The organism is Neolewinella aquimaris (genome assembly GCF_014197245.1).
Classification (GTDB): Bacteria; Bacteroidota; Bacteroidia; order Chitinophagales; family Saprospiraceae; genus Neolewinella; species Neolewinella aquimaris.
Map to the genome: position 1 here is coordinate 57,194 of NZ_JACIFF010000003.1, position 24,627 is coordinate 81,820.

Consider the following 24,627-nt stretch of genomic DNA (forward strand, 5'->3'; position numbering starts at 1 on the left):
CGGTGGTTTATAATATCCTATCGGACCCCGATCGTGTTACGGGCCCGGGGGGCGGGTGCTTTGACCAGGGCGCTGAGTTTGGTCTTCAGGTCGAGCGCTTTAAACGGCTTGGACAGGTAATCGTCCATGTCCGCGGCCAGGCAACGTTCGCGGTCTCCCGCCATGGAGTGGGCGGTCATCGCGAGTATCGGGGTGCGAGCGGCCCCGGTGTCCCGTTCGTACTGCCGGATGTGGCGGGTGGCGAGGAATCCGTTCATTTCCGGCATCTGGATGTCCATGAGGATGGCGCAGTAGCTTCCGGTTTTGACCTTCTCAACGGCTTCCCGGCCGTTGGTGGCGGTGTCACAGGTATACCCAAAGACGGCTAGATAACGTGCGGCGATGATGGCGTTCGGCTCAAAGTCTTCGACCAGCAGAACGATCCTGGCGGGGTCGGCAACTACGGCAGGCACCCGCAATGGGATGACCGGAGCTTGCGTAGTATTCGAATCTACCGCATCTACTGCTAGGGGAACGGTAAGGGTAAAGGTAGATCCCTTGTCCGGAGTGCTCTTGACGTTGATGCTTCCATTCATGACTTCCACCAGCATCTTCGTGATGGACAACCCGAGACCGGTGCCACCGAACTTCCGGTTGATGCTGCTATCGGCCTGGGTAAATTTCTGGAAGATGGTGTCGATCTTGCTCTCCTCGATCCCGATCCCGGTGTCCGTAACGGCGATCGACACGTCAACGCGGTCGCGGGTGGCGGATGGCTCACACGACAGGCAGATGGCAACTTCGCCGGAATCCGTAAACTTCAGGGCGTTGCTGCACAGATTCAGAATCACCTGACGCAAGCGGGTTGGATCGCCGAGTAAGATCTGCTGGTGATCGCGGTGACCGAAGGCGGTAAACTTCAGTCCTTTCTGTCGGGCCCTGATCTCCATCATGTCCGCAATGTCCTCGACCATCTTGCCGATGTTGAACGGTACCCGCTCCAGGTCAATGCTGCGGGCTTCGATCTTGGACAGGTCCAGCAAATCATTGATCAGGGCGAGCAGGGAATCGGCAGAGTTGGCGAGGGTATTGACCAGGGCCGACTGGGAAGGAGAAAGCTCCTCGTGTTTACTTAAAATGTCCGAGATGCCGATGACCACGTTCATGGGGGTGCGGATCTCGTGGCTCATATTGGCCAGGAAGTCCGATTTAGCCACGTTGGCAGCATCGGCGTCGTTGCGGGCCTGAATCAGTTGCTGCCCCCACTTGTGTTTGGCCGCCAGGATCTGTTCGCGCTCAATTACCATACCGGCGGTTCGGGAAATTATTCCCGCGAGTTGAATCTTATCCCGGTTGGGATTTGTGGGCTTATCGAAGTAGAGGGCAAACGTTCCCAGCACCTCGCCGGCGGACGAAAAAATGGGGGTTGACCAGCAAGCCTGCAGGCCGTGCCGGAGGGCCATGTTCTTACAGAGACTCCAGGCGGGATCGGTATGGATGTTTTCGGCAGAGTACGCCACGCCCGTCGAGGCTGCCGTTCCGCAGGAGCCCCGGCCCGGGCCGATGCGCATCCCGTTGACGGCCTGATTGTATTCGGAAGGCAAACTCGGTGCTGCGCCGGACACCAGGTGCTGCTTGTCCTCACTCATTAGCAAAATGGCCGCGCGCACCCCAATCCTGGAGTTATTTTCCATCGTCCGGATCAGCTGCTCCAGAATGGACGGTAGGGGGTTACCGTGTACGGACATCTCGAGCGCCCGCTTCTGGCCCTCGGTGACTGCCTGCAACCGTCGGGATTGCGTGATGTCGGTGGCGGTGCAGTAGATAACGCGCTCCTCGGGTACGGTGAAAGTGTTCCAACTCAACCAGCGGTGGTTGCCGTCCTTGCAGATGTAGCGGTTTTGAAAGTGGCGACACTCCTCCCCTTCGAATACCCTTTCTAGTTTAGCATAGGTCATTTCGATGTCGGCCGGATGCAAGAATTGAACCCAGCGCTGACCGATCATATCCTGAGGAGTCCAGCCCAGGACGGACTCGCAGGCGGAGTTCACCTCCAGAAAGTAGCCTTCGTAGTCGACCTTGACCAAAATTTCGGTGGCCAACTCGAAGAAGCGGTTGTGGTCACGCTCCATCCTCACGGCTTCCGTTACATTCTCGACCCGATGGATGATGTACTGGATCGCGCCATGCCGATCAAACACCGGCGTATTGACGGGTTTCCAGAACCGCTCCATAAAGCCGCCGCTCTGCCCCGGCGGCGGTGGCAGGTCGTAACGGTGAACGGGCATCTCATCCTCCTCCTTCGTGTCCACCACCCGGCAGAGGGAAGCCTTCAGGCGATCAGCCCCGCTGACCGCTCCATCCTCGGGATTGGCCGGAAAGGCATCAAAGACTCCCTTGCCAATTAAGTCGGCCCTACTGGATAGCGTCGCCTCTACGTAGGCATCATTGGCAGTTATAATGGTAAACTTAGGGGCGTCCGGCCGCAGCATCAGCAGCGCCGTAGGTGCGGCCATGAAGATTGCTTCATAGTGGGCCGACAGATGAGTAAGGTTTTTTTTCATGACGTTGCGGTGTGAAGGACCGGCAAGGAATAGGTGCAAAAAGGAAACTTAGACAAGTAGATCGACCGCTCAAAACAGAAGGTAAGGCTTCTCATTCACCGCAAAGTTGAATAGGATATCGGGTAATACTGAGCGGCTGAGTGACAATTTAGTACGCTAAGGACATAAAACTGAAAATTCTGCCGAACTAAATGAACAAGCTGGTAAAAAAAGGTATGCAAAAGGCTCCTGCGGTCTGAAAAGTCGTGAATATTCCTTACCCGTGCGTTCATCGGAGACCTTGGCATCTTATGCAGACAAAAGCAACGAGGAAGAAAAACTCCCTGGCAGCAGGAAATACGCGCCAGCTGCGGTAAACGATCGGGCCGGGCGATGAAGCTTCAGTTGCACTAGATCACTTCAGCACAAACTCCGCATACATCGGAAAGTGATCCGAACCGAATTTCGGTAGGCGTTCCAACTTTAGCAGGGAGAAGTCACCATGAACGAAGTAGTGGTCGAGGGGCCACCGCAGAAAGGGAGAGGTAGCGTCGAAGGAATTATACAGGCCCCGACCCAGGCGAACGTTATTCAGCTTACTCTCCTGCTCAAACAGCCGAGCGGTATTGGACCAGGAAACGTCGTTGAGGTCGCCGGCGACGATGGCGGGGAGCGAATCTTGGGCAACCATGGCGGCCACTTTGCCCAGGGCAACTTCCTTTTCTCCCCGATTGTCGGGATACTCCTTGCTGGGAACGGGAGCGACCGGGTGCATCCCGTGAAATCTGAACTTCCTTCCCGACGGCAGAGCAACCCCCGCATGAATGGAGGGCACGTCGTCGTGATTAAAGAATTTTATCTGACTTTCATCGAGGGGGAATTTCGAATACAGCGCCATGCCGTAGGCGTTGTCCGTCGGGAATTCGATCACGTGAGCATAGTCCCGATCTAGCGGAGCCAGTTGCTCCATCCACCAGTCGTTCACCTCCATTACCAGCAGCATATCCGGATCGCGGGCGCGAACCATTTCAAGGAAGGGTTCCGAGGATCGATTACTGATCAGCACGTTCGCGATCATAATGCCTACCGAGGCCTCACCGCCCGCATTGGCCTCCGCGACCGGCCGGTCTCCCAGGTAATACGGCAGAATAAAGGCCGACTGTATCCCGATCGATGCCAACAAGCCGAGTGCCAGCGCAATAGCGGGAAGCTTCCAACGCTGGTTCAGGAGCGAAAACAGGCCCAGGCAAACCAAACTCCCGATGAGGTACTGAACCCGTGGAAAATCCAGGATCTTGGAGTACCAGTACGACACATCGTGAATAAGAGACAAGAGTCCGCAAACAATCAGCACGGTACTAAGTACCACGACAACGTAAAATAAACCCTTGCGAAGCATGCTCATACCCGCTCAACGGGAGGATAAGAAAGATGTTGGGACCCGGATACCGTACCTTCCCCCCAATGAGCAAGTCCGACAAGTATACCACCATTCACTACCACAAATACCTGGAACTGGATGCCCTGTTATCGCTCCAGAAACCCCGGAGTACGGCCGCCGGCGAAACCGCCCACGACGAGACGCTCTTCATCATCATGCACCAGGTGTACGAGCTGTGGTTCAAGCAAATACTGACCGAGCTGGATTCCGTGCTGCTACTCTTCCGCGAAGAGCGCGTACGGGAAGACAATATGCACACCGTGCTGCTGCGCCTGCGGAGGATCACGACCATCATCGACCTGCTGATCGAGCAAATCCGGGTGATGGAAACGATGACGCCGCTCGACTTCCTTGATTTCCGCGACTACCTTTTCCCCGCTTCCGGCTTCCAGAGCGTACAGTTCCGCATGGTAGAGGCTACGCTCGGGCTACGGGAGGAGGACCGCATCACCTACCACGGCAAGTCCTACAAGATCGTCTTCACCGAGGAGCAGCAGGCCCGCCTCCACGACATCGAAACCGGCGGCAGCCTCTTCGAGCTTATCGAAAAATGGCTGGAGCGTACCCCCTTTCTTCGCTTCGGAGACTTTGACTTCCTCGCCGCTTACCAGGAAGCCGTAGATCGCATGATCGGCCACGAACAGGCCCAGATCAGCAACAGCCAGTTAAGCGACTCCATGAAGGAGATGCGTTCACGCATGGTCGGAGACAGCAGCACCTACTTCAAACACGTGCTCGACCGGGAAGAACACGAGCGCATGGTAGCCAGTGGAGAAGCCCGGCTTTCCTACGACGCCACCATTGCCGCCCTCCTCATCAACCTGTACCGCGATCAACCCATCCTGAACATCCCCTTCAACCTGCTCACCGAACTACTCAATATCGACGAAGGGCTTACCACCTGGCGCTACCGCCACGCACAGATGGTGATGCGCATGATCGGCAACAAGATCGGCACCGGCGGCTCCTCCGGCCACGATTACTTGGCACGCACCGCCGAGCAGCACAAGATCTTCCGTGACCTGCACAACATCAGCTCCCTGCTGATCCCCCGTTCCTCCCTCCCGGACCTCCCGCCCGCCGTAGAACGGGGGCTAGGCTTTCACTTTCGCAATACGTAGAACTAGGGCGGGCACGCAGGAGCAGGCTACTCTACTAAGTTCGGGGGATTGGACACTGCCGAAAAAGGCTTAGTTTAAGGGTAGTGGTCACAGAGGACCGAAGCGATCAAAACCTACCCTCGATGTCCGAAATACTAAGTCGAAAGCTGGCTGCTATCATGTTTACCGACATTGTAGGCTACACCGCCCTGATGCAGCACGATGAGGCCGAGGCCCGGGTAAAGCGAAACCGGCACCGGGAGGTGTTTCAGGCAGCACACGAGGAATACCGGGGCGAAATCCTGCAGTACTACGGCGACGGAACGCTAAGCAGCTTCGAAAGCGCGGTGGATGCGGTAGAGTGCGGGATCGAAATCCAGCGACAATTGAGGCAGGCCCCGAAGGTCGCCCTCCGAATCGGTATCCACCTGGGAGAGACCGTAACGGAAGACGACGGGGTTTACGGCGACGGCGTAAACATCGCCTCCCGCGTAGAATCTTTTTCCATCCCCGGCGCAGTCTTGGTCACGGATGCGGTATTCGATCAAATTAAAAACCAGCCGCACCTGCCGACGGAATTTATGGGCAAATTTCACTTCAAGAACGTGGACCGCCCCACGGGTATTTACGCCCTCTCCACCTCGGGGCTCACCGTTCCCGAAAAAAATGAATTAGCGGGAAAAGGACACGCGATGAACAGCGCCACTAGCGATCTACCCCTCCAACTTACCAGCTTTATCGGACGGGACGAGGAGATCGGCGAGGTCCGCGAGTTGATCCTCCGGTCGCGGCTGGTCACGCTGAGCGGTCCCGGCGGCACCGGCAAAACGAGGCTTGCGCTAAAGGTCGGAGAGAGCTTCGCGGAACAATTCGAGCATGGCCTTTACTGGGTACCGCTGGCCTCCGCATCCGACGTATCCTCCGTAGAGTTGACGATCAGCAAAGTGCTCGACCTGGTCCAGGATCCCTTTAAAAACACGGTGGACCAGCTGACGGACTTCTTCAGTAACAAGGAGGCCCTGCTGATCCTGGACAACTTCGAGCAGGTGATTGACGCCGCTCCGATCATCGGACAGATCCTCAGCAAATGCCCGGGGGTAAAGATCCTGGTCACCAGCCGCATTGTGCTGCACCTGCAGGGGGAGCAGGAGTACCCGGTCAATCCCCTGCAAGTACCGACCCTAAACGGCAACCGGACCGCCGAGCACCTGCTGAAAAATCCGGCCGTAAGCCTCTTCAGTCAGCGCGCGCGGGCCGTGAAACCCAGTTTTGCGCTCAACGACGAAAACGCGGCGGCAATCGCCCGGATCTGCCACCGCCTCGATGGGCTACCGCTGGCGATCGAGCTTGCCGCCGCCCGAATCAAACTATTCTCCCCCGACGCGCTGCTGCGCAGACTGGATCACCAGCTCGACCTACTGAAGGGTAGTAGCCCTAATCGCCCGGAACGCCACCAAACCCTGCGGCAAGCCATCAAGTGGAGCTACGAATTACTGCCGCCCCCGGAACGGACGCTGTTCCACCGGCTGTCCGTGTTCTCCGGCGGATGCGACCTGGATGCCATCGAGGCGGTTTGCGCGGGTAGCAATATCGCTCCCGAAGAAGTGGTCGACCTCGTGCTGGCGCTGGTGGATAAAAGCCTCCTCAATCGCAAGGACGATACGGACGGAGAACCCCGGTTCAGCATGCTGGAAACGATCCGGGCATTTGCATTCGAGGCACTTTCCTATCACGGCGACCGGGACGCGGTTCAGCGGGCACACGCCACCTACTTTGTCTCCAAGGCCGAGAGAGCGGAGCCCTACCTAACGGGCCCCGACCAGGCGCGCTGGTTTTCGGCGCTGGAGGCGGATCTCTCCAATTTCCGGGAAGTCGTCACCTGGTTATTTGCCAACCGCGAGTACGAGATGGCCCTACGGCTGGGAAAGGGCCTCACGCGCCTCTGGTTCTGCCGCAATATGCTGACGGAAGGCGTGCAATTGGCCAAGCGTCTGCTTGACTGGGAAACCCCCGAACACCTATCGCGCCTGAAGGCCAAAATCACCCAGGGGCTGATCGCAACCTACTTCTACGACGGGAGTTACGCGGAGGCGGTAGGTCTGGGCAAAAAAAACCTTGCGTTCTGGAGGGAAATCGGTGATGAGCTGGAAATTGCGAATGCCCTGAATCACCTGGGATTCGCCCTCATCAACGTGGGTTCGACGCGCGAAGGGATCGCTTACACAAATGAAGCCCTCGAAATGCACGTAGCCAAGAAGGACTTCCGGGGCGAGGCCGTGTCCTACAACAACCTGGGCTGGGCGTACCTCAATGCGGGCATACCCCTACAGGCCGCACCCGCCCTCGAACGGAGCCTGGAACTCCGCAAGCAGATCAGGGACGAGCGGGGGATTGGTTTTGCCACGATAAATTTAGCCAGGGCCAGGGGCGCGCTGGGGCAGTATCCCCAGGCGGTAGCGCTCTTTGAAGAGGGTCTCCGGATCGTCAAGCGGAATATGGACAAGGTCGTCATCATCTGGGGGCTCGTCAACTTCGCCCAGCTGCACCACGATATGGCGAACATTAAGGAGTTGAGAAGGATGTGGCGCGAGAATCAGAACGACGTCCTGACCAAAACAAACCTCCACTATATACTCGACGGGTGGGACGACTTTATCGAAGGCATCCTGGCCGGTGACAAAGGTCTATTCGCAGAGGCCGACGATTGGATCCAACGGGGGATCGATATTTTTCACGATAAGAAAATGGTGCACTACGTCAATAAGGGCTGGTATTATCGCAGCAAAATAGCCTACGACGCCGGAAAAATTGATAAGGCATGGGAATACCTAAAGAATAGCCTGGACATCAACGTCAAGTATAGTGTCCTCCTCGGTACCTGCGAAGTATTCGAGTTTGCGGGAGTCATTCTGGCCGATACCGGAGAACTGGAGAAAGCAGCGCTGGCATTGGCCAAAGGCAGGTGTATGCGGTCGGAACTCGGCGCGCCTACGCCTACGGTCATTAAGCCTTACCTGCAAAAGGCCAGGGAAGTACTGGAAACCCGGTACTCCGCGGATGAGCTCGCTGCCATCAGTGAGAGAGGAAGTAACGTCAGCCGGGATGAGGCCATACGATTGGTGGGACTATAAGATGCCGGCACCAATTTCGAATACTGCTATTAATTATTTACGAGCGTAGGTATCTCCGGCATTTACGCATTACTCTACATACTTCTCCATACATATACTCCCCTCCACTCCGGCGTAGGGGCCGTAGTTCTCGGTAAGGCGACGGTAGCCGTGCTTGTCGTAAAGATGTATGGCCGCGGTTTGTCGAATGCCCGTTTCCAAAATTAACCGCTGGTAACCCAGCTCCGCCGCCCACCGCTCGAGCTCGGAGAGAACCCGACCGGCTAGTCCCTGACCGCGGACTTCATCGGTAGTATACATCCGCTTTATCTCCACCGAGGTCGCGTCGAAGGGCTTGATGGCACCACAGCCGACGGCCTTACCTTCCTCATCCTCAACCACAACCACGTGCTGGATGGCATCCGACTTATTGTACTGATCGTAGAAGGCGTGGTCCTCCCCGTCGGTGATGGCCAAAAACCGGTCGAGGGCTTCGACCAGTTGCTGGTAACCGGGGTGACTGGGGGTGGTACGAACGAGTTTCATCGGTAAGTAGTCAGTCGGTTCCAGAAGTCCTTTTCCATGGCGGCTTCGTCGATGTCGGTATACATCCACACTTTACGTTGGGTGTTTTCCGGCGGGGTCATTACCTCGATCTCGGTGGCCTGTTCGGGTTTGAGGAAGGCCTGGAGGGCGGCAACGTCCCACATTGTCCAGCGCTGGGCATCGGTGAAGGTGTCCCAGCGGTTCTTCAGGTAGGCTCCGATGGCGCCGCTGCGGTCCAGCCGGGCAAAGGTGGTATCGCGATCCCACTGGTACTGGATGGCCGTGGAGGTGGGCATGACATGCAGTTCCAGCCCTTCGGCGTTCAGCAGGTAATTGGCGGCGTTGAGGTCGCGGCGAATGTTAAACTCGTCCTTGTTCCAGAACCCGCCCGCTGCATCGTACTGAAAGCCAAGGACGTATGCTTTTATCCTATCCTTGATGTCGGGAGCCAGCGCAATGGCCGAAGCGAGGTTTGTCGAGGCACCGATGCACATTACGACCAGTTTCTCTGCACCTGCGTCCCCGCCCCTTGCCTGCTCGATGATGAATTGAGCGGCCGGACTGTTGCGGGGTTCGAAACCACCCCAGGGCATGCCCATAATGCTGTCCGCGCCGACGGGATGCGGCAGGTCCATGCGCCCGGCGATGGTGAGCAACTCCTCATTGAGTACCTGACTCTGGTGTACCGTGCTGTCGCCCGAATAGTGGTGAAACCACTGGGCGGAGTTTAGGCCAAGCCATTCGATGTCCGGCTCGTCGAAGAGGTAGGCGATGGCGTAAAGGTCGTCGATCTCGTTGGCCGTATCGGCATCCAGGATGAAGCGGACCCGTTCGGCGCGCTGGGCGGTGACCGGTGCCTTACAGCCGATCAGCAGAAGCAGAAAAAGGGGCAGGTAGCGCATGGGACCGAAGCTAAATACTTTTTCCCTTTCGCGGGCTAATCGTGATCGGTACCGGCCGGTCCTGGTGCAGGGTGACGAAGGGTTTGGGCTGGGGATCGGGTAGTTTCCCCACGCTCTCCACGTCAAAATGCTCCAGCAAATGACCGAGCAGCAACTGCATTTCGAGCATCGCGAAGTGACTGCCGATGCACTGCCGGGGTCCGCCGCCGAAGGGAATAAAACTGAAGGGGTGTCGCTCTTTTTTCAGGTCGGGGTGCATGCGCGCGGGGCGGAATTCTTCCGGAGCGTCGTAGTAGCGCGGCGAATGGTGGATGCCGTGGATAAAAATCCCGATGGTCACGCCGGGGTCGAGGGTAAATCCGGCCGCCTCGTCGGGGCCGAGGGCTACCCGGTCGGTGATCCAGGCCGGGGGGTAGAGGCGCATGCTTTCTTCGATCACCTGGGTGAGGTAGGTCGGGTCGGGGGTGTCCCGGAGTCGCGCCAGTTCGTTCGGGTGTTTAAGGAGGAGCCAGATGGTCCAGGCGAGGGCATTGGCGCTGGTTTCGTAGCCGGCCGCGAAAAGGATCAGGATCTCGTCGATCAGTTGCCGTTCGTCCATTCCCTCGCCGGTGTCCTCGTAGCGCGTGTCGAGCAGCATTTGGAGCAAGTCGTCTTTGGCGGGGACGCGGGTGCCCTGCTGTCGGTGTCGAATGTGCCGGCTGATCAACTGACGGCTTTCGGTGGCCAGTGCGAGGTGCCGTTGCTCCTGGCCAATCCAGCGAAGCGGTCCCCTCAGGAAGGGCAGGCGGATGGGATAGATGATGTAGGCCTGCAGCTTGTCCAGGATCTCGTGCAACCGCCGCGTATCCTCCTCCCCGAAGCCGTCGGTGAAGAGCGCCCGCACAATGATGCGGAAAGCCACTTGGCGGGTGAAGGAAAAAAGGTCGACGGGGCCGCTGTTTGCTGCCCGGGCGCATTCTTCCTCGATCACCCGCTGCATTTCCGCGGTGAGGGCCGCCAGTCGCTGTCGGTGAAAGCCGGGCTGGATGAGGCGGCGCTGCCGCAGCCAGTCGTCGCCGGAGTTAGTCAGCAGACCCAGGCCGAGGTACTTGCCCATCTGGCCGGTCTGAATCTCGCTCTTTTCGTAGTTGCGGTGGTTGCGCTGGAGCACGTGGCGGGCTACCTCCGCGTCGCGCGTAAAGTGGGTGGTCCGTGACCCGCCGACCTCCTGAATGAAGTTGTCCCCGTACCTATCCAGCAATTCCGTGAACACGGGAATGGGCCGCCGCACCAGTCGGAACAGGTGGCGCAGGGTTACTTGGCGGGGGATGCGGGGGGCGTACAAGGGGATTTACAATTTACAATATTCAATTTACAATTTACAATTTGTGGGGATGCTCGCTGTGCTCGTGCTTTAGGTCGCGTGGTATCTGGTTCGAGACACTATCCAAGGTTGAGGCTTTCTGAGCCGACCCTGTTCTGCCTGCCCGCCTCACCGGGTCGCCCTAAAAGGGCTCAACCTTTCATCACCCCAGGGTTGAGGCTTTCCAAGCCGACCCTGCTTTACCTGCCCGTCTCACCGGGTCGCCCTAGAAGGGCTCAACCTATTTACTCCAAGGTTGAGGCTTTCCAAGCCGACCCTGCTCTGCCCGCCCGCCTTGCCGGGTCGCCCTAGACGGGCTCAACCTTTCATCACCCCAAGGTTGAGGCTTTTCAAGCCGACCCTGCTTTACCTGCCCGCCTCACCGGGTCGCCCTAGAAGGGCTCAACCTTTCATCACCCCAAGGTTGAGGCTTTCTAAGCCGACCCTGCTTTGCCTGCCCGTCCCACCGGGTCGCCCTAGAAGGGCTCAACCTTTCATCACCCGAAGGTTGAGGCTTTCCAAGCCGACCCTGTTCTACCTGCCCGCCTCACCGGGTCGCCCTAGAAGGGCTCAACCTTACATCACCCCAGGGTTGAGGCTTTCCAAGCCGACCCTGTCCTGCCTGCCCGCCTCACCGGGTCGCCCTGGAAGGGCTCAGCCTTTCATCACTCAAGGTTGAGGCTTTTCAAGCCGACCCTGTCCTGCCTGCCCGCCTCACCGGGTCGCCCTGGAAGGGCTCAGCCTTTCATCATCCCAGGGTTGAGGCCTTCTGAGCCGACCCTGCTCTGCCCGCCCGCCTTGCAGGGTCGCCCTGGAAGGGCTCAACCTATTCACCCTGCTCCCGCGTTCCCGCCTTATCTTGTTGCCCGTCCCAACCACTTGATATATGCCGTATTTGCGACCCTTCTTGCTGACCCTGATTTTGTGCTTCGTCCTTCCGTTGACCGCTCAGGAGAAGAATAAGGAAAAAGAGAAAAAAGCCACCCCCTCCATCGCTGAAAAGACGAAGGAGATGGAGCGCCACGATGGGTTTTACCCCTACTACTGGAGCGACGAGGAGGGAAAAGTGTACCTGGAGATCGGCCGCTGGAACGAAGACTTCCTGTACGTAAACAGCCTGGCCGCTGGCCTGGGCAGCAACGACATTGGACTCGATCGTAATCAGCTGGGCAATACCCGGGTGGTGTTCTTCCGGCGGGTGGGACCGAAGGTATTGCTCCAACAGCGCAACCTGGAGTACCGCGCCATTTCCGACAATCCGGCCGAGGCCCGGAGCGTGGAGGAGGCCTTTGCGCAGTCGGTCGTCGAGGGCTTCAAGGTGGTCGCCAAGACCGACGAGACCGTACTGATCGACCTGACGCCCCTGCTCATGAGTGACGCCCACGGGGTAGCGGCCAAACTGAAGCGTGGCAAGGAAGGTACCTACAAGGTCAGCGAAGATCGCAGCGCCCTCTACCCCGAAAACACGAAGAACTTCCCGAAGAATTCGGAATTCGAGGCGTCGATCACCTTCACCGGTGAGCCGACGGGAAGAAACGTGGGCAGCGTGGCACCCGACAGCGAAAGTTTTACCCTGCGCATGCACCACAGTTTCGTGGAGTTACCCGACGACGGCTACACGCCCCGCGTTTTCGACCCCCGCTCCGGCTACTACGCCCGTGGGTACGCCGATTACGCCACGCCGATCGATCAGCCGCTGGTGAAGCGCTTCATTACCCGCCACCGACTGGAAAAAAAGGATCCTACGGCGGCCATGAGCGAACCGGTGGAGCCGATCGTGTACTACCTCGACCGCGGTGCCCCCGAGCCCGTGAAGAGTGCCCTGCTGGAAGGGGCCCGCTGGTGGAATCAGGCCTACGAAGCTGCCGGTTACAAAGATGCTTTCCGCGTGGAAGTGCTGCCGGACGACGCCGACCCCCTCGACGTGCGCTACAACGTGATCAACTGGGTACACCGCAGCACCCGCGGCTGGAGCTACGGCTCTTCGGTGACCGATCCGCGTACCGGCGAGATCATCAAGGGACACGTGCTGCTGGGCAGTTTGCGGGTCCGCCAGGATTTCCTGATTGCCCAGGGATTGATCGAAGCCTACGGTAAGGACGGCACCACCCCCGATCCCCGTCTAGAGGAGTTGGCTCTGGCCCGACTGCGGCAACTCAGCGCCCACGAAGTCGGCCATACCTTAGGACTCGCCCATAACTTCGCCGCCAGCACCAACGACCGGGCGTCCGTAATGGATTACCCCCACCCCTACGTGACCCTTACCGATGACGGGGAGATGGACTTCAGCCAGGCCTACGCCACCGGCATCGGTGAGTGGGACAAGCAAACGATCAAGTACGGCTATACGGATTTCCGGGATGCCGCCGCGGAAACGGCCGGTTTACAAGAGATCCTAGCCGAGAACGAACGACTGGGCCTGCGCTACATCAGTGATCCCGACGCCCGCCCCGCCGGCAGCAGTCAGCCCGAAGGGCACCTCTGGGACAACGGCAGCGACCCCGTAGCGGAAATGAACCGCCTGCTCGAACTGCGGAAGGTAGCCCTGCAGCGGTTCAGCGAAAAAAATATCCCCGTGGGTATGCCCCTTTCCGAACTGGAAAGCGTACTGGTGCCGCTTTACCTCATGCACCGCTACCAGGTGGAGGCGGTTTCCAAGATGATCGGCGGATACGCCTACGACTACGGCGTGCGGGAAGCGGGCAAGACGCCGGAGTACCAACCCACCGCCCCGGCCCTGCAACGATCCGCCACGGAAGTCCTGCTGGCTACCCTGGCTCCGGATGCCCTACGGCTCCCAACTAATCTTTATGAACTCATTCCCCCGCCCGCCTACGGCTACGGCCGCAACCGCGAGCTGTTCAATACCCAGAACGGGGGTGGCCTCGATCCCCTGGCCATGGCACAATCGGCGGCCGACAACACCCTTTCCTTCCTCCTCCGCCCCGACCGACTCGCACGGGTGGTCGAGCAACATGCACTATTCGGGGAGGCCATGCCGTCGCTTACCGGCTATCTCGACGGCATTCGCACCTTCACTACCCGTCAGGTCGGGAGCAACGCGGGCGACGACTACGCCCAGCAACTTGCCCGTATAACCGAGCGACGCCTGGTGCACCACCTCATCCAGCTCGCGGCCAGTAAGGACATCAGCGATGCCGTGGTAGCGGGCGCCCTCTCTCAGCTCAGAAACTACCAGCTGAAGACCGAAAACGGGGCGACGGACCAGGAGTTCTACCTCCACCAGCTCGTGCGCAGCTTCCTTACTAACCCAGATAGCTACGAACCCGTAGCCGCTCCCGAGCTACCGGACGGGTCGCCGATCGGGGATTAAAGCCTGAATGCCCAATCAGCCACGCGACGGACAAGTGTTTCAAACATTTTGTTAGTAAATTGAATTTACTTATCTTCGCCCTCCGTACAAAGCGGTCTCCCCCGATAGCTATCGGGGCGACCGTATAAAGCTGCCTCCCGGCAGCGCTAGCACAAAGCGGTCTCCGACCGCGCTAAGTCTTAACAGCAGCAATGGAAAACCAACACGGAGTAGAAACCAACGGCGAAGTCACTGGCCTTAAGGGCATGTACGAAGACTACTTCCTCGACTACGCCAGCTACGTGATTCTGGAACGGGCGGTACCCGCCATCGAAGACGGCCTTAAACCCGTGCAACGCCGCATCCTCCACGCCCTTAAGGAAATGGACGACGGCCGCTACCACAAAGTGGCCAACGTCATCGGTCAGACCATGCAGTACCACCCCCACGGCGATGCCGCAATTGGCGATGCGCTGGTCAATCTGGGGCAAAAGCACCTACTCATCGATCCCCAGGGCAACTGGGGCAACACCCTGACCGGCGACTCCGCCGCCGCCAGCCGCTACATCGAGGCCCGGCTGACGAAGTTCGCCCTCGACGTAGTCTTCAATCCCCAGACCACCGACTGGCAGCTCAGCTACGACGGCCGCAAGAACGAGCCGGTCAACCTGCCGATGAAGTTCCCCATGCTGCTCACCCAGGGTGCGGAGGGAATCGCGGTAGGTCTGAGCACCAAGATCATGCCCCACAACTTCCAGGAGCTCTGCAAGGCGAGCATTAAGATTCTGGAGGGTAAGAAGGTGAAGATATATCCGGACTTTCCGACCGGTGGGACGGTAGACGTAAGCGATTACCAGTCCGGCAAGCGGGGTGGCCGCATCAAGATCCGCGCCACGATCGAGAAGATCGACAACAAGTTTATTGCCATTCGCGAGATCCCCTACGGCCTCACCACCCAAACGCTCATCGACAGCATCATCAAGGCCAACGACAAGGGTAAGATCAAGATCAAGAAGGTGGTCGACAACACCGCCGCCGAAGTCGAGCTACTGATCGAACTGGCACCGGGCATTAGTCCGGACGTCACCATCGATGCCCTCTACGCCTTCACCGGCTGCGAGCTGTCGGTCTCCCCCAACGCCTGTGTGATCATCGAGGGCGATAAGCCCCACTTCGTCACCGTGGAGGAGATCCTGCAGTACAATACCCAGCAGACCAAAGACCTGCTGCGCCAGGAACTGCTCATTCGCCAGAAGGAGCTCGAGGAAAAGATCCACTTCGCCAACCTCGAAAAGATCTTCATCGAACAGCGCATCTACCGGGACATCGAGGAAGCGGAAAATTTTGAACAGGTCCTCCAATTTATCCGCGCCGGACTGAAGAAGTACGTGCGGGAGCCGGAGGAGAAAAAGAAACGTAACGACCAGCGGCTTCTGCTCCTGCGCGACATCAGCGAGGAGGACATTACCCGCCTCACCGAAATTCGCATCAAGCGCATCTCCAAGTACAACAGCTTCAAGGCCGATGAGCTAATGGTGAAGCTTGAGGAGGAGCTGGCCCAGGTCCGCCACGATCTCGCTAACCTGACGGCGTACACCATCAATTGGTACCAGGTACTGCTCGACAAGTACGGCAAGGGAAGGGAGCGGAAAACCACCATCTCCACCTTCGAGAAGGTACAAGTGGCTGCCGTTGCCGCAAACAATACCAAGCTTTACGTTGACCGCAAGGAGGGCTTCATCGGTCAGAGCCTGAAGAAGGAAGAATTTGTGTGCGACTGCTCCGATGTGGACGACGTTATCGTCTTCCGGCAGGACGGAACCCTCGTCGTGACCCGCATCGCGGATAAAACCTTCGTAGGAAAAGACATTATTCACGTCAACGTGTGGAAAAAGGGTGACGAGCGCACCACGTATAACATGGTCTACCTCGACGGCAAAACCGGCCGGGCCATGGCAAAGCGTTTCAACGTTACGGCCATCACCCGCGATCGCGAGTATAATCTGACCAAGGGCCACAAGGGATCAAAGCTGCTCTACTTCAGCGCAAACTCGAATGGAGAGGCCGAGATCATCACCGCTCAGCTCAGTCAGTCGTCCAAGGCCCGTCAGAAGAACTTCGACTTTGACTTCGCCGAACTGGCCATCAAGAGCCGGGGAGCCGCTGGAAACATTATGACCCGTTACCCGGTCCGTAAGGTTACCCTGAAGGAAGTAGGCAAGAGTACCCTCGGCGCCATGAAGGTGTGGATGGATAAAGTCAGCGGCCGATTGAATCTAGACGAACGTGGACAGTTCCTCGGGGGCTTCGATACCGGCGACTACCTGCTGGTCCTCTACCAAGACGGCAGCTACGAGCGCGAGGAACTTGACCTGACCCGTCGCTACGATCCCAGCAACCTCTACTTCATTGGCAAGTATGAGGAGGATATGGTGGTCAGCGCAGTCTACTACGAAGGTGAGCGGGGGGTGACTCTGGTAAAGCGCTTCAATATCGAGACCAGCTCCCCCGGCCAGGCCTTTACCTACATCACGGACCACAAGCAGAGTAAATTATACTTTGCCAGCGTCCATCCGAGCCCCGAAATTTCTTACTCCTGGCGAGAAAAGCGAGAGAAGAAGGAAGCAACCGTCAAACTGTGGGAGTTTATCGATGTAAAGGGGTGGAAGTCACTCGGCAACCGACTGCACGACGGAAAGCTGGTGTCCATAAAGGAACTCAACGATCCCTTCATCCCGGTAGAGCAGGAAACTCAAAAAGCGAAGTCCGCAACCACCGACAAGGCCAAACTGAACGGTAAGGGCGGAAAGGATTCCATCAAGCCCGGCGATACGATCGAACTGGACTTTTAAAACCACCTTATCTTCGCATCCATGGGAAGACAGTCGACCAGGCACCGCTACCGCACCCGGGGGCAGAAAAATCGGCAGGTGGCGCGGGCCGTCCGGTTCGCGCTACTCGGTCTGTTGATCTTCTTCATCTTCCTGGTCATCAAGAACTGGGATAAGTGGTGGGCGTACTATAAAACTTATCTCTACTAAGGTCGAGGCGTTGCACGCCGAGCTTTTTTAGGTCCAAGAAGTTCACCACGGATGGCCACAGATTAAACACGGATCTAAGCGTTTTAGGTCGAGTGGTCTTTGGTCCGAGACATTTTGCACCGCGGATTACGCGGAGGGCGCAGATTTTGTCGCAGATTCAGGCATTTCAGTTGAAGCGTTTTAGGTCAAGCGGCTTCTAGGCCGAGACATTTTGCACCACGGATTCCACTGATTTAACACGGATTTCGCCCGGCTCACTCCGCTTCGAACGCTGCTACTACTTTTGCCATTCTTCGGCTGTTGACGCCCAGATCGCTGTGTCCTACCCGGCTGGCGCTGCGGTAATGGATGACCTTGCGGTCGGCATCGATCAGGAATTCTACGTCGTCGATGTACGGGATCGGCCAGGTGGTGAAGGTATAGTGGAGGTACTTGTCGTTCTCCTCGATGAGCGTGGTGCGGGAGAGCTTGTTTATGATGCCCTTCAGTTTCTCTTTCGCGGCTTCCGCCGTTCCGGTGAAGGGGATGGGGTCACGCTTCTTCTTCGCTTGGGTTGATTGGGTGCTGACGCAGTTCGGTGATTCGGGGCAGGGCTTAAGGGTACGGGACACGGGGGCTTTATGGGCATCAAGCGTCCCGCCCTCCGCAATGTTCGTCCTGCCACCGGGTAAGGAGAGGGAAGCCACCACAGCATCGTCGTCGAGGGCGCGGACTTCAGCAGTTAATTGGACCCCATCAGAATTGCTTGAGAAATGCAGCAGTCCGTAGTTGCGCTCGGTGATGAGCGGGCCGATCCGCTTGTCGTTCGCTTCGCGGGCATTTTCGTAGGCGTGGGTCAGGCCGCTGGATGTCATTTCGTAGACCGCATACTCACCGAGGCTGTCGACCATGAATTCAGCTAAGTGACGATCGCCGCTCAGCAGTAGGGGCATTGCCGGGCGGGTATCGGCCAGCAACCGGAGGAGGCGCGCCCGGGCGTTGGGGAAGTTGGCCCACTTTTCGTAGCCATGGTCGGTAGGCAGTACCTGGATGCTGCTGCCGATGAGGTGGGCGTCGGCGTCGCTGTCGCGGAGTTCAGCTTCCAGCCACGTCCACTGTTGTTCGCCCAGCACATCACCAGTTTCGTTCGGGCCGTAACGGTCGCCGCTGCGTACTGCAGGAGCGAGGGTATCGCGGAAGTAACGGGTGTCGAGCAAGATCACCTTGATGTTACCGATCAGGTACGACTGGTAGGTTCCCTCCCGGTGGCGCACTGCGGCATCGGCGGGCACCCGAAGGAAATCCATCATCAGGCGCTTTGCATCATCCTTAGCGTACCACTCCTTACCGGCATCGTTTTTGCCGTAGTCGTGGTCGTCCCAGGCGCCATAGATGAGTGGGGTTGTGGCTACAAAGGCAGCATATTCGGGAGTGCCGGTGAGCTGGTCGTAATCGGCCTGCATCCGGTCCATGTTGTCCGTATCGGAGTAGATGTTATCGCCCAACCACAGCCAGGCGGCGGGCCGGTGACTGGCGATCGTTTCCCAGTATCCCTGGGGAGCATCCTGGCGGTTGCAACTGCCGAAGGCGATAGTCGTAGTTTCCGGTTGAGGCGGCGCAACCCTACCCGTGGTGGGTAGCATAGTTTGGGATTTTCCGGCCTGGCCGTATAAATAGGCCGTGACGGCGACGACAACTATGATTAGCCACGGGAGCAATTTTTTAAACATAGCGCCGGCGTACGAGATCGATAAACTCACGCGCCGTCTCCTGCCGCTCTTCGTCGGTCCAGTGGTGGTGCTGGGCGAGATCGATCAGCTGGGCCCGGGCGTTACCGAAGCTGCCCTTCAGATTGAGTTCCTTCAGGGCCAGGTTCAACTCCTCGTTGTTGCGAAACAGCGTATTGGAGAAGAGCACCCGGTTATTGATGCTCAGCGCCCGCGTCAGGTCATTCACCTTCGGTTGCATGCGGCGGCTGCTGAAGCCGTTCGTTTCCACCTCCTTAAAGAGGGCCTCCACGTCCGGACTTAAATTCGGTTGGGGAGCGGGTTGCGGCGGATTGGGGGCGGGACGACTGTACTCCGGATCGATCTTCGCGGTGTGCTCGGCGTAGGCGGGAGCGGGCGGCGGGGGCACGGGAGCTTCCGGTACCGGGGGCGGGGGTGGTGCGACCTTTACCGGCTCGGGGGCTGGCTCTGGCTTGGGGGCCGGTGCCGGCGGCGGCGGCGGCGGCGGCGGTTTCGGATCGGTCTTCTCCAATTGTTTCCGTACTTGCTGCTGGGCCTCACCGGCGTTGAGGTAGAGGTCATAAAGTTCGCGCAAGTAGCCGAGCATCAGGTCGCGTTCCAGGGCGGAGGGGCCGCTCTCGTCCTTGTCCAACTGTAGGCTGTGGTGCAGGGCCGTAATGCGGCTCAGGATGCGATCTGCTTTGGATTGAGACATAGGCTGGCGTAATTTTGATACCTTCGACCGCCAAAATACGGCGGCCTCATGTTTTTAGAACCTCACTTCAGCGGTCAACGCAGCGGCTGGTTGGAAGTTATCTGCGGCTCGATGTTTTCGGGCAAAACGGAAGAACTCATCCGCCGGCTGAAGCGCGCACGCATTGCCGGGCAGCACGTAGCCGTCTTTAAACCCAGCGTCGACACTCGCTACGCCGAAGAAAGCGTGGTCTCCCACGACAGCAACAGCTTTGTCGCCACCCCCATCGCCCGGTCCGCCCAGTTGCTGGAAGTACCCGACGACGTTTCGGTCATCGGACTCGATGAGGCCCAATTTTTTGACGCCGATGTCGTGAAGCACACCCAGGATCTCGCCCACCGCGGCAAGCGCATCATCATCGCCGGACTCGATATGGACTTCCGCGGCAAACCCTTCGGGCCGATGTGCGATCTGCTCGCCGTAGCGGAGTACATCACCAAAGTACACGCCATTTGCTCCCACTGCGGCAACCTGGCCACCCATTCCTATCGCCTCACGCCAGACACCGACACGGTAGTGCTGGGAGAAAAAGAACTGTACGAAGCCCGCTGCCGCCGTTGCTTCCGCATGGGCAACATTCTCGACTTGCGGTAAGTCGCGCTAGCGGGGAATCTCCAGCCCCTCCAGGATTTCTTTGATCACGTCCTTGGTGCCAAAGCCTTCCATCTCCCGCTCGGGGGTCAGGATGATGCGGTGATTTAGGGCGGGAAAGGCCACGCGCTGAATGTCGTCGGGGGTCACGTAGTCGCGTCCGGCCAGGGCGGCAACGGCTTTGGACAGCCGCAGTATCGCCAGCGAAGACCGTGGAGAGGCCCCCAGGTAAAGGTCCGGGTGGGTGCGGGTGCGGTACACCAGGGCGGCGATGTAGTCCAGCAATTCGTCGCGAATAAAGATCCGTTCCACCACCCCGCGGTATTTAGCTACCGATTCCCGGTTCAGGACGGTCTCTACCTGCTCCTGTTGCCGTTGTTGAAAGTCGCTGCGGAAGCGGTAAAGTATCTCACGCTCCTCCTCCTGTTTCGGATAGTCGACCACCACCCGCACGAGGAAGCGGTCGAGCTGGGCCTCCGGCAACCGGTAGGTTCCCTCTTGGTCGATGGGATTCTGGGTAGCGATCACGAAGAAGGGGTCGGGCAGCACGTGGGTAGTGCCGTCGATGGTCACTTGCTGTTCGGCCATCACCTCGAAGAGGGCCGCCTGGGTTTTGGCGGGTGCCCGGTTGATCTCGTCAATTAGGATGAGGTTGCCGAAGATCGGTCCCGGATTAAAGACAAAACGGGCATCGGAAGCGTGCAGTACGGTACTCCCCGTCAAGTCACTCGGCATCAGGTCCGGGGTAAACTGGATGCGGCGGTACTCTGCGTCGACGGTCTTAGCGATCAGGCGGGCGGTAAGCGTCTTGGCAATTCCGGGCACCCCTTCTACGAGCACGTGTCCGCCGGCTAGGAGGGAGACGATCAACAGGTCGATCAATTCACGCTGTCCCACGATCAGTTTTCCCACTTCGGCCCGAATGCGTTCGGCGGCCTGGTGAAGTCCGTCGAGGTCGACGCGGTCGTCGGGGGGCAGGGGTTGCCCCGTTACGCCGGTTTCTTCGTCAGCGGTTAGCTCACCCAGACTGGCCTTCAGCGCGTGGTCAACGTCATCGTTTCGGGCGGGGCCGCGGGTGCTGGGTTCTTCCATAAAGCAATGCAATAAAGGTAAGGAACATGGTGCAGTGCCCAACTTCGGAGCTAGACCGGACGAGGGGGAAACAACGCAAGCAGGCCATTTGCCTTACCGGGATGGCGCTGAGCAAGGGCGGCAGCGTGGGTGTGAAAAACGGTTGCCGTGATCGCCGGCAGGTCCAATTCCTCCAGGCCAACAAATTCCTTCAGGGCCTCCTCGGAAAACCCGGTAATCTCCTCGACCTCCGGAAAAGTAAGGGAATGGGCGGCAACTTTTGCCCGCAGTCCAGGATCCGTATGGAACAGGGCGCGGGTGTACTCGTAGATCCCGAGTTGCAGGTACTTGTCGGGCTCCACGACCGACCGGATGAGGTAGTTCAGTGTATAGATGATCACGCCGTCGGGAGGATAAAGTTCGGAGGCGTGCAGGCGTTCGTGCTCGGGTGTCGGGAACTGGTGGGGATAAAACACCACGTTCTCGAAGCCGGGTACCAAGAACTCCTCGCGGTGGAAGGTCACTGTAGCCGCCGAAGCCGCAACCATCAGCCGTACGTCGGGGGGGATGTTATCGATGGCCATACCGGTATACTCCGTCGCTTCCCGGATCAGAAAGGTCCGACGGCGGAAGTCCCGCTTTCCGTCCAGGTCGAGCGAGCGGTACAGCGGGAAGCGCTCCAGGATCGGCGCCATGTCGGTGGGCAGGTCCGGCGGGTTCTTTTTCCAGTACCTCCACCTGATCTGGGGGGAAAGGGTATAGACCCCGGCAGCTGCGATCGCGGGCAGCAGCATGAGCCAGGTATAGGTCTCCCCGGTCTGCCAAGTCAGTACCGCCCCCAACAGAATGAGGCACAGGGCGGTGAGGTAAGTAGCGCGAACGGGATCCATAATAGGGGAAGTATGGGAGTAATAAATATATCGCAATTCCTACGCGGGAGGGGGGCGAGTTGTTGCCGCGAAAACCGTATATTACTAGCACCCCAGAAAGCCGCAAAATTCAATCTGTCATGATGAACGAAGAAGTGCGGACGATTATGTCGACGGACGTGGTAACCGCCTACCCTTTCCAATCCGTCGGTGACGCAGCTAAGGTTATGCTGCGCAACCAACTACAGCAATTGCCGGTCGTGGACAGCACCGGCCGCCTGCTGGGCCTGATCACCTCCTACGACATGTGGCGCGACTGCCGCCGCAACCGCAACAGCGAAAACCGCGCGGTGAGCGAGGTCATGAACGTCCACGTCGTCAAGCTGGCCCCCAAGGACAAGGTCGGCACTGCCGCCGAGCTCTTTATGGACCGCCGCTTCAAGACCCTGCCCGTCGTCAACCTCGACGGAAAGCTGAAGGGCGTGGTCACCGCCTTCGACGTCATCCGCTACAGCCTGAAGCGCGAGTACCGCGAGCCGATCCTTTACCGCGAAGTATTACAGTAGACTGAAGACTCCAGTCGTCGTGGGTGTATATTTCGGAATGCGTACCATATTCCTCTGCTTTCTTACCGTATTCCTCTGCACCCGCGTGCCCGCCCAAACGACCTTCCACGTTACGCTGCCGGAAAGTCTGGCCGATAGCGCCCTCGACGGACGGTTGCTGCTCATGCTCTCTACGGACACCCTCGCCGAGCCGCGCTTCCAGATCGTCGACGGGCCCGGCACCCAGTTGCTGTTTGGGATGAACGTGAACGACTGGCAGCCCGGTACCCTAAAGACCGTCGACGCCACCGCCTTCGGCTACCCCCTGCCCTCTCTGGCCGACGTGCCCCCGGGTGCCTACTTCGCCCAGGTGCTGCTGCACAAGTACGAAACCTTCGTGCGCGGCGACGGCCATACGGTGCAACTGCCCATGGATCGCGGCGAAGGACAACAGTGGAATCTCGCACCCGGGAATCTGCTCAGCGAACCGATCGAGATTCGGCTTACCGACGACCGTGCCGCGCCGATCGAGCTGGCCTTCACCGAAGCCATCCCGGCAATAGCGGAACCGGAAGACACCGAGTACGTCAAGCACATCAGGATCCGCTCCGAACTACTGAGCGAATTCTGGGGCCGCGACATGTACCTCGGCGCCCACGTGCTGCTGCCCGCAGGCTGGGACAACCACCCCGACGTGAAGTACCCTCTGGCGGTCATGCACGGCCACTTTCCCGCCGACTTCGGCGACTGGCGCGCTACCCCACCCGACGAAAACCTGCCCTGCGTGGATAGCGAACGCTTCGGCATCCCCTGCTACAACCGCATCGTGCAGCAGGAGCAGTACGCTTTTTATAAACTGTGGACGGGCCCCGACTTTCCCCGGGTCATCGCCGTGGAAATTCAGCATGCAAACCCCTACTACGACGACAGCTACGCCGTAAACTCGGAGAACGTGGGCCCCTACGGCGATGCCATTACCTACGAACTGATCCCCGAGATCGAGCGCCGCTTCCGGGGGATCGGTGAGGGCTGGGCCCGCTTCGTATACGGCGGCAGTACCGGGGGGTGGGAGGCGCTCGCCGTACAGGTGAAATACCCCGACGAGTACGGCACCTGCTACGCCGCCTGCCCGGATCCGATCGACTTCCGGGCCTTCACCGTGGTGAACCTCTATGAAGATGCCAATGCCTACTACCTCGAAAGCCAATTCAAGCGAACGGAGCGGCCGGGGCGGCGCGATAGCCTGGGGCACGTCTCCAGCACCCTGCGCGAGATGAACCTGCGCGAGCTGGCCCTCGGCGATCGCAGCCGGAGCGGCCAGCAGTGGGATATTTGGGAGGCCGTCTATTCCCCCGTCGGCGACGATGGCTACCCGAAGCGTATTTGGGATAAGCTCTCGGGGCGCATCGATCCAGAGGTCGCGGAGTACTGGAAGGAGAATTACGACCTGACGCACATTTTGCAGCGCGACTGGTCTACCCTCGGCCCGAAGTTGAAGGGCAAGCTCAACATCTACGTCGGCGAGATGGATAACTACTACCTCAACAATGCCGTCTACCTCACGGAAAAATTCCTGCGGGCAAACGACTTCGGTGGAGAGATCACCTACGGGGCCCGCGACGAGCACTGCTGGAACGGCGATGCCACCCAGCCGAATGCCATCAGCCGACTGCGGTATCACCGGATGTTCGTACCGAAGTGGGCGGAGAAGGTGCGGGAGTTGGCGCCGGCGGGGGTGGATTTGGAGGGGTGGCGGTACTGATGCTGCTCAACG

General features: G+C 58.8%; 17 protein-coding genes. 8 read left to right on the forward strand and 9 right to left on the reverse strand.

The features are described from left to right. Nucleotides 1-17 precede the first annotated feature (17 nt). Nucleotides 18-2,582, reverse strand: coding sequence for a PAS domain-containing hybrid sensor histidine kinase/response regulator (locus GGR28_RS06965; protein WP_183495032.1), 2,565 nt, complete (start codon nucleotides 2,580-2,582; stop codon nucleotides 18-20). A 355-nt stretch (nucleotides 2,583-2,937) separates the two neighbouring features. After that, the gene (locus tag GGR28_RS19030) at nucleotides 2,938-3,891 is read right to left on the reverse strand and encodes an endonuclease/exonuclease/phosphatase family protein (RefSeq protein WP_221233830.1); all 954 of its coding nucleotides are present in this window, start codon (nucleotides 3,889-3,891) and stop codon (nucleotides 2,938-2,940) included. 95 nt (nucleotides 3,892-3,986) lie between these two features. On the opposite strand from GGR28_RS19030, the gene GGR28_RS06975 reads away from it, so the two are divergent. Together GGR28_RS06975 and GGR28_RS06980 are read left to right on the forward strand one after the other, a co-directional pair. Beyond that, on the forward strand, nucleotides 3,987-5,084 hold the full coding sequence (locus tag GGR28_RS06975; RefSeq protein WP_183495034.1) for a tryptophan 2,3-dioxygenase family protein: 1,098 nt from the start codon (nucleotides 3,987-3,989) through the stop codon (nucleotides 5,082-5,084). A 158-nt stretch (nucleotides 5,085-5,242) separates the two neighbouring features. Next, nucleotides 5,243-8,194, forward strand: a complete 2,952-nt coding sequence (locus GGR28_RS06980) for a tetratricopeptide repeat protein (protein WP_183495035.1) — start codon at nucleotides 5,243-5,245, stop codon at nucleotides 8,192-8,194. 69 nt (nucleotides 8,195-8,263) lie between these two features. On the opposite strand, the gene GGR28_RS06985 is transcribed toward GGR28_RS06980, so the two are convergent. The 3 genes from GGR28_RS06985 to GGR28_RS06995 are packed head-to-tail and all read right to left on the reverse strand — an operon-like array spanning nucleotide 8,264 to nucleotide 10,945. Further along, on the reverse strand, nucleotides 8,264-8,719 hold the full coding sequence (locus GGR28_RS06985) for a GNAT family N-acetyltransferase (RefSeq protein ID WP_183495036.1): 456 nt from the start codon (nucleotides 8,717-8,719) through the stop codon (nucleotides 8,264-8,266). Next, nucleotides 8,716-9,621 carry a nucleoside hydrolase gene (locus GGR28_RS06990; protein ID WP_183495037.1) on the reverse strand — a complete coding sequence of 302 codons (906 nt, stop codon included), beginning with the start codon at nucleotides 9,619-9,621 and terminating at the stop codon, nucleotides 8,716-8,718. The genes GGR28_RS06985 and GGR28_RS06990 overlap by 4 nt, the downstream gene beginning before the upstream one ends. A gap of 10 nt (nucleotides 9,622-9,631) precedes the next feature. Further along, a complete protein-coding gene (locus tag GGR28_RS06995) occupies nucleotides 9,632-10,945 on the reverse strand; it encodes a cytochrome P450 (protein WP_183495038.1) in 1,314 nt (437 codons plus the stop codon). Between the two features lie 904 nt (nucleotides 10,946-11,849). Between GGR28_RS06995 and GGR28_RS07000 the strand changes: the two genes are divergently transcribed. The 3 genes from GGR28_RS07000 (at nucleotide 11,850) to GGR28_RS07010 (ending at nucleotide 17,317) form a co-directional block, all read left to right on the forward strand. Then, nucleotides 11,850-14,297, forward strand: a complete 2,448-nt coding sequence (locus GGR28_RS07000; RefSeq protein ID WP_183495039.1) for a zinc-dependent metalloprotease — start codon at nucleotides 11,850-11,852, stop codon at nucleotides 14,295-14,297. 191 nt (nucleotides 14,298-14,488) lie between these two features. Then, on the forward strand, nucleotides 14,489-17,128 hold the full coding sequence (locus tag GGR28_RS07005; RefSeq protein ID WP_183495040.1) for a DNA gyrase/topoisomerase IV subunit A: 2,640 nt from the start codon (nucleotides 14,489-14,491) through the stop codon (nucleotides 17,126-17,128). Between the two features lie 21 nt (nucleotides 17,129-17,149). Further along, nucleotides 17,150-17,317 (forward strand): hypothetical protein, encoded by a 168-nt coding sequence (locus GGR28_RS07010; RefSeq protein WP_183495041.1) that lies wholly within the window; start codon nucleotides 17,150-17,152, stop codon nucleotides 17,315-17,317. 254 nt (nucleotides 17,318-17,571) lie between these two features. Here the strand turns inward: GGR28_RS07010 and GGR28_RS07015 are convergent, their stop codons facing one another. Both GGR28_RS07015 and GGR28_RS07020 read right to left on the reverse strand, forming a co-directional pair. Continuing rightward, nucleotides 17,572-18,939 (reverse strand): DUF1499 domain-containing protein, encoded by a 1,368-nt coding sequence (locus tag GGR28_RS07015; protein WP_183495042.1) that lies wholly within the window; start codon nucleotides 18,937-18,939, stop codon nucleotides 17,572-17,574. Between the two features lie 79 nt (nucleotides 18,940-19,018). Continuing rightward, nucleotides 19,019-19,738 (reverse strand): hypothetical protein, encoded by a 720-nt coding sequence (locus GGR28_RS07020; protein WP_183495043.1) that lies wholly within the window; start codon nucleotides 19,736-19,738, stop codon nucleotides 19,019-19,021. 48 nt (nucleotides 19,739-19,786) lie between these two features. Between GGR28_RS07020 and GGR28_RS07025 the strand changes: the two genes are divergently transcribed. After that, nucleotides 19,787-20,371 (forward strand): thymidine kinase, encoded by a 585-nt coding sequence (locus GGR28_RS07025; protein WP_183495044.1) that lies wholly within the window; start codon nucleotides 19,787-19,789, stop codon nucleotides 20,369-20,371. A 6-nt stretch (nucleotides 20,372-20,377) separates the two neighbouring features. Here GGR28_RS07025 and GGR28_RS07030 read toward each other — a convergent pair whose 3' ends face one another. Together GGR28_RS07030 and GGR28_RS07035 are read right to left on the reverse strand one after the other, a co-directional pair. After that, the gene (locus tag GGR28_RS07030; protein WP_183495045.1) at nucleotides 20,378-21,460 is read right to left on the reverse strand and encodes an AAA family ATPase; all 1,083 of its coding nucleotides are present in this window, start codon (nucleotides 21,458-21,460) and stop codon (nucleotides 20,378-20,380) included. A 50-nt stretch (nucleotides 21,461-21,510) separates the two neighbouring features. Then, a complete protein-coding gene (locus GGR28_RS07035) occupies nucleotides 21,511-22,329 on the reverse strand; it encodes a zinc-dependent peptidase (protein WP_183495046.1) in 819 nt (272 codons plus the stop codon). Nucleotides 22,330-22,448: 119 nt separating this feature from the next. Between GGR28_RS07035 and GGR28_RS07040 the strand changes: the two genes are divergently transcribed. Together GGR28_RS07040 and GGR28_RS07045 are read left to right on the forward strand one after the other, a co-directional pair. After that, nucleotides 22,449-22,874: a CBS domain-containing protein gene (locus GGR28_RS07040; protein WP_183495047.1), complete on the forward strand. Its 426-nt coding sequence runs from the start codon at nucleotides 22,449-22,451 to the stop codon at nucleotides 22,872-22,874. Between the two features lie 37 nt (nucleotides 22,875-22,911). Then, complete coding sequence (locus GGR28_RS07045) at nucleotides 22,912-24,615, forward strand: alpha/beta hydrolase-fold protein (protein WP_183495048.1); 1,704 nt, start codon at nucleotides 22,912-22,914, stop codon at nucleotides 24,613-24,615. Nucleotides 24,616-24,627 lie beyond the last annotated feature (12 nt).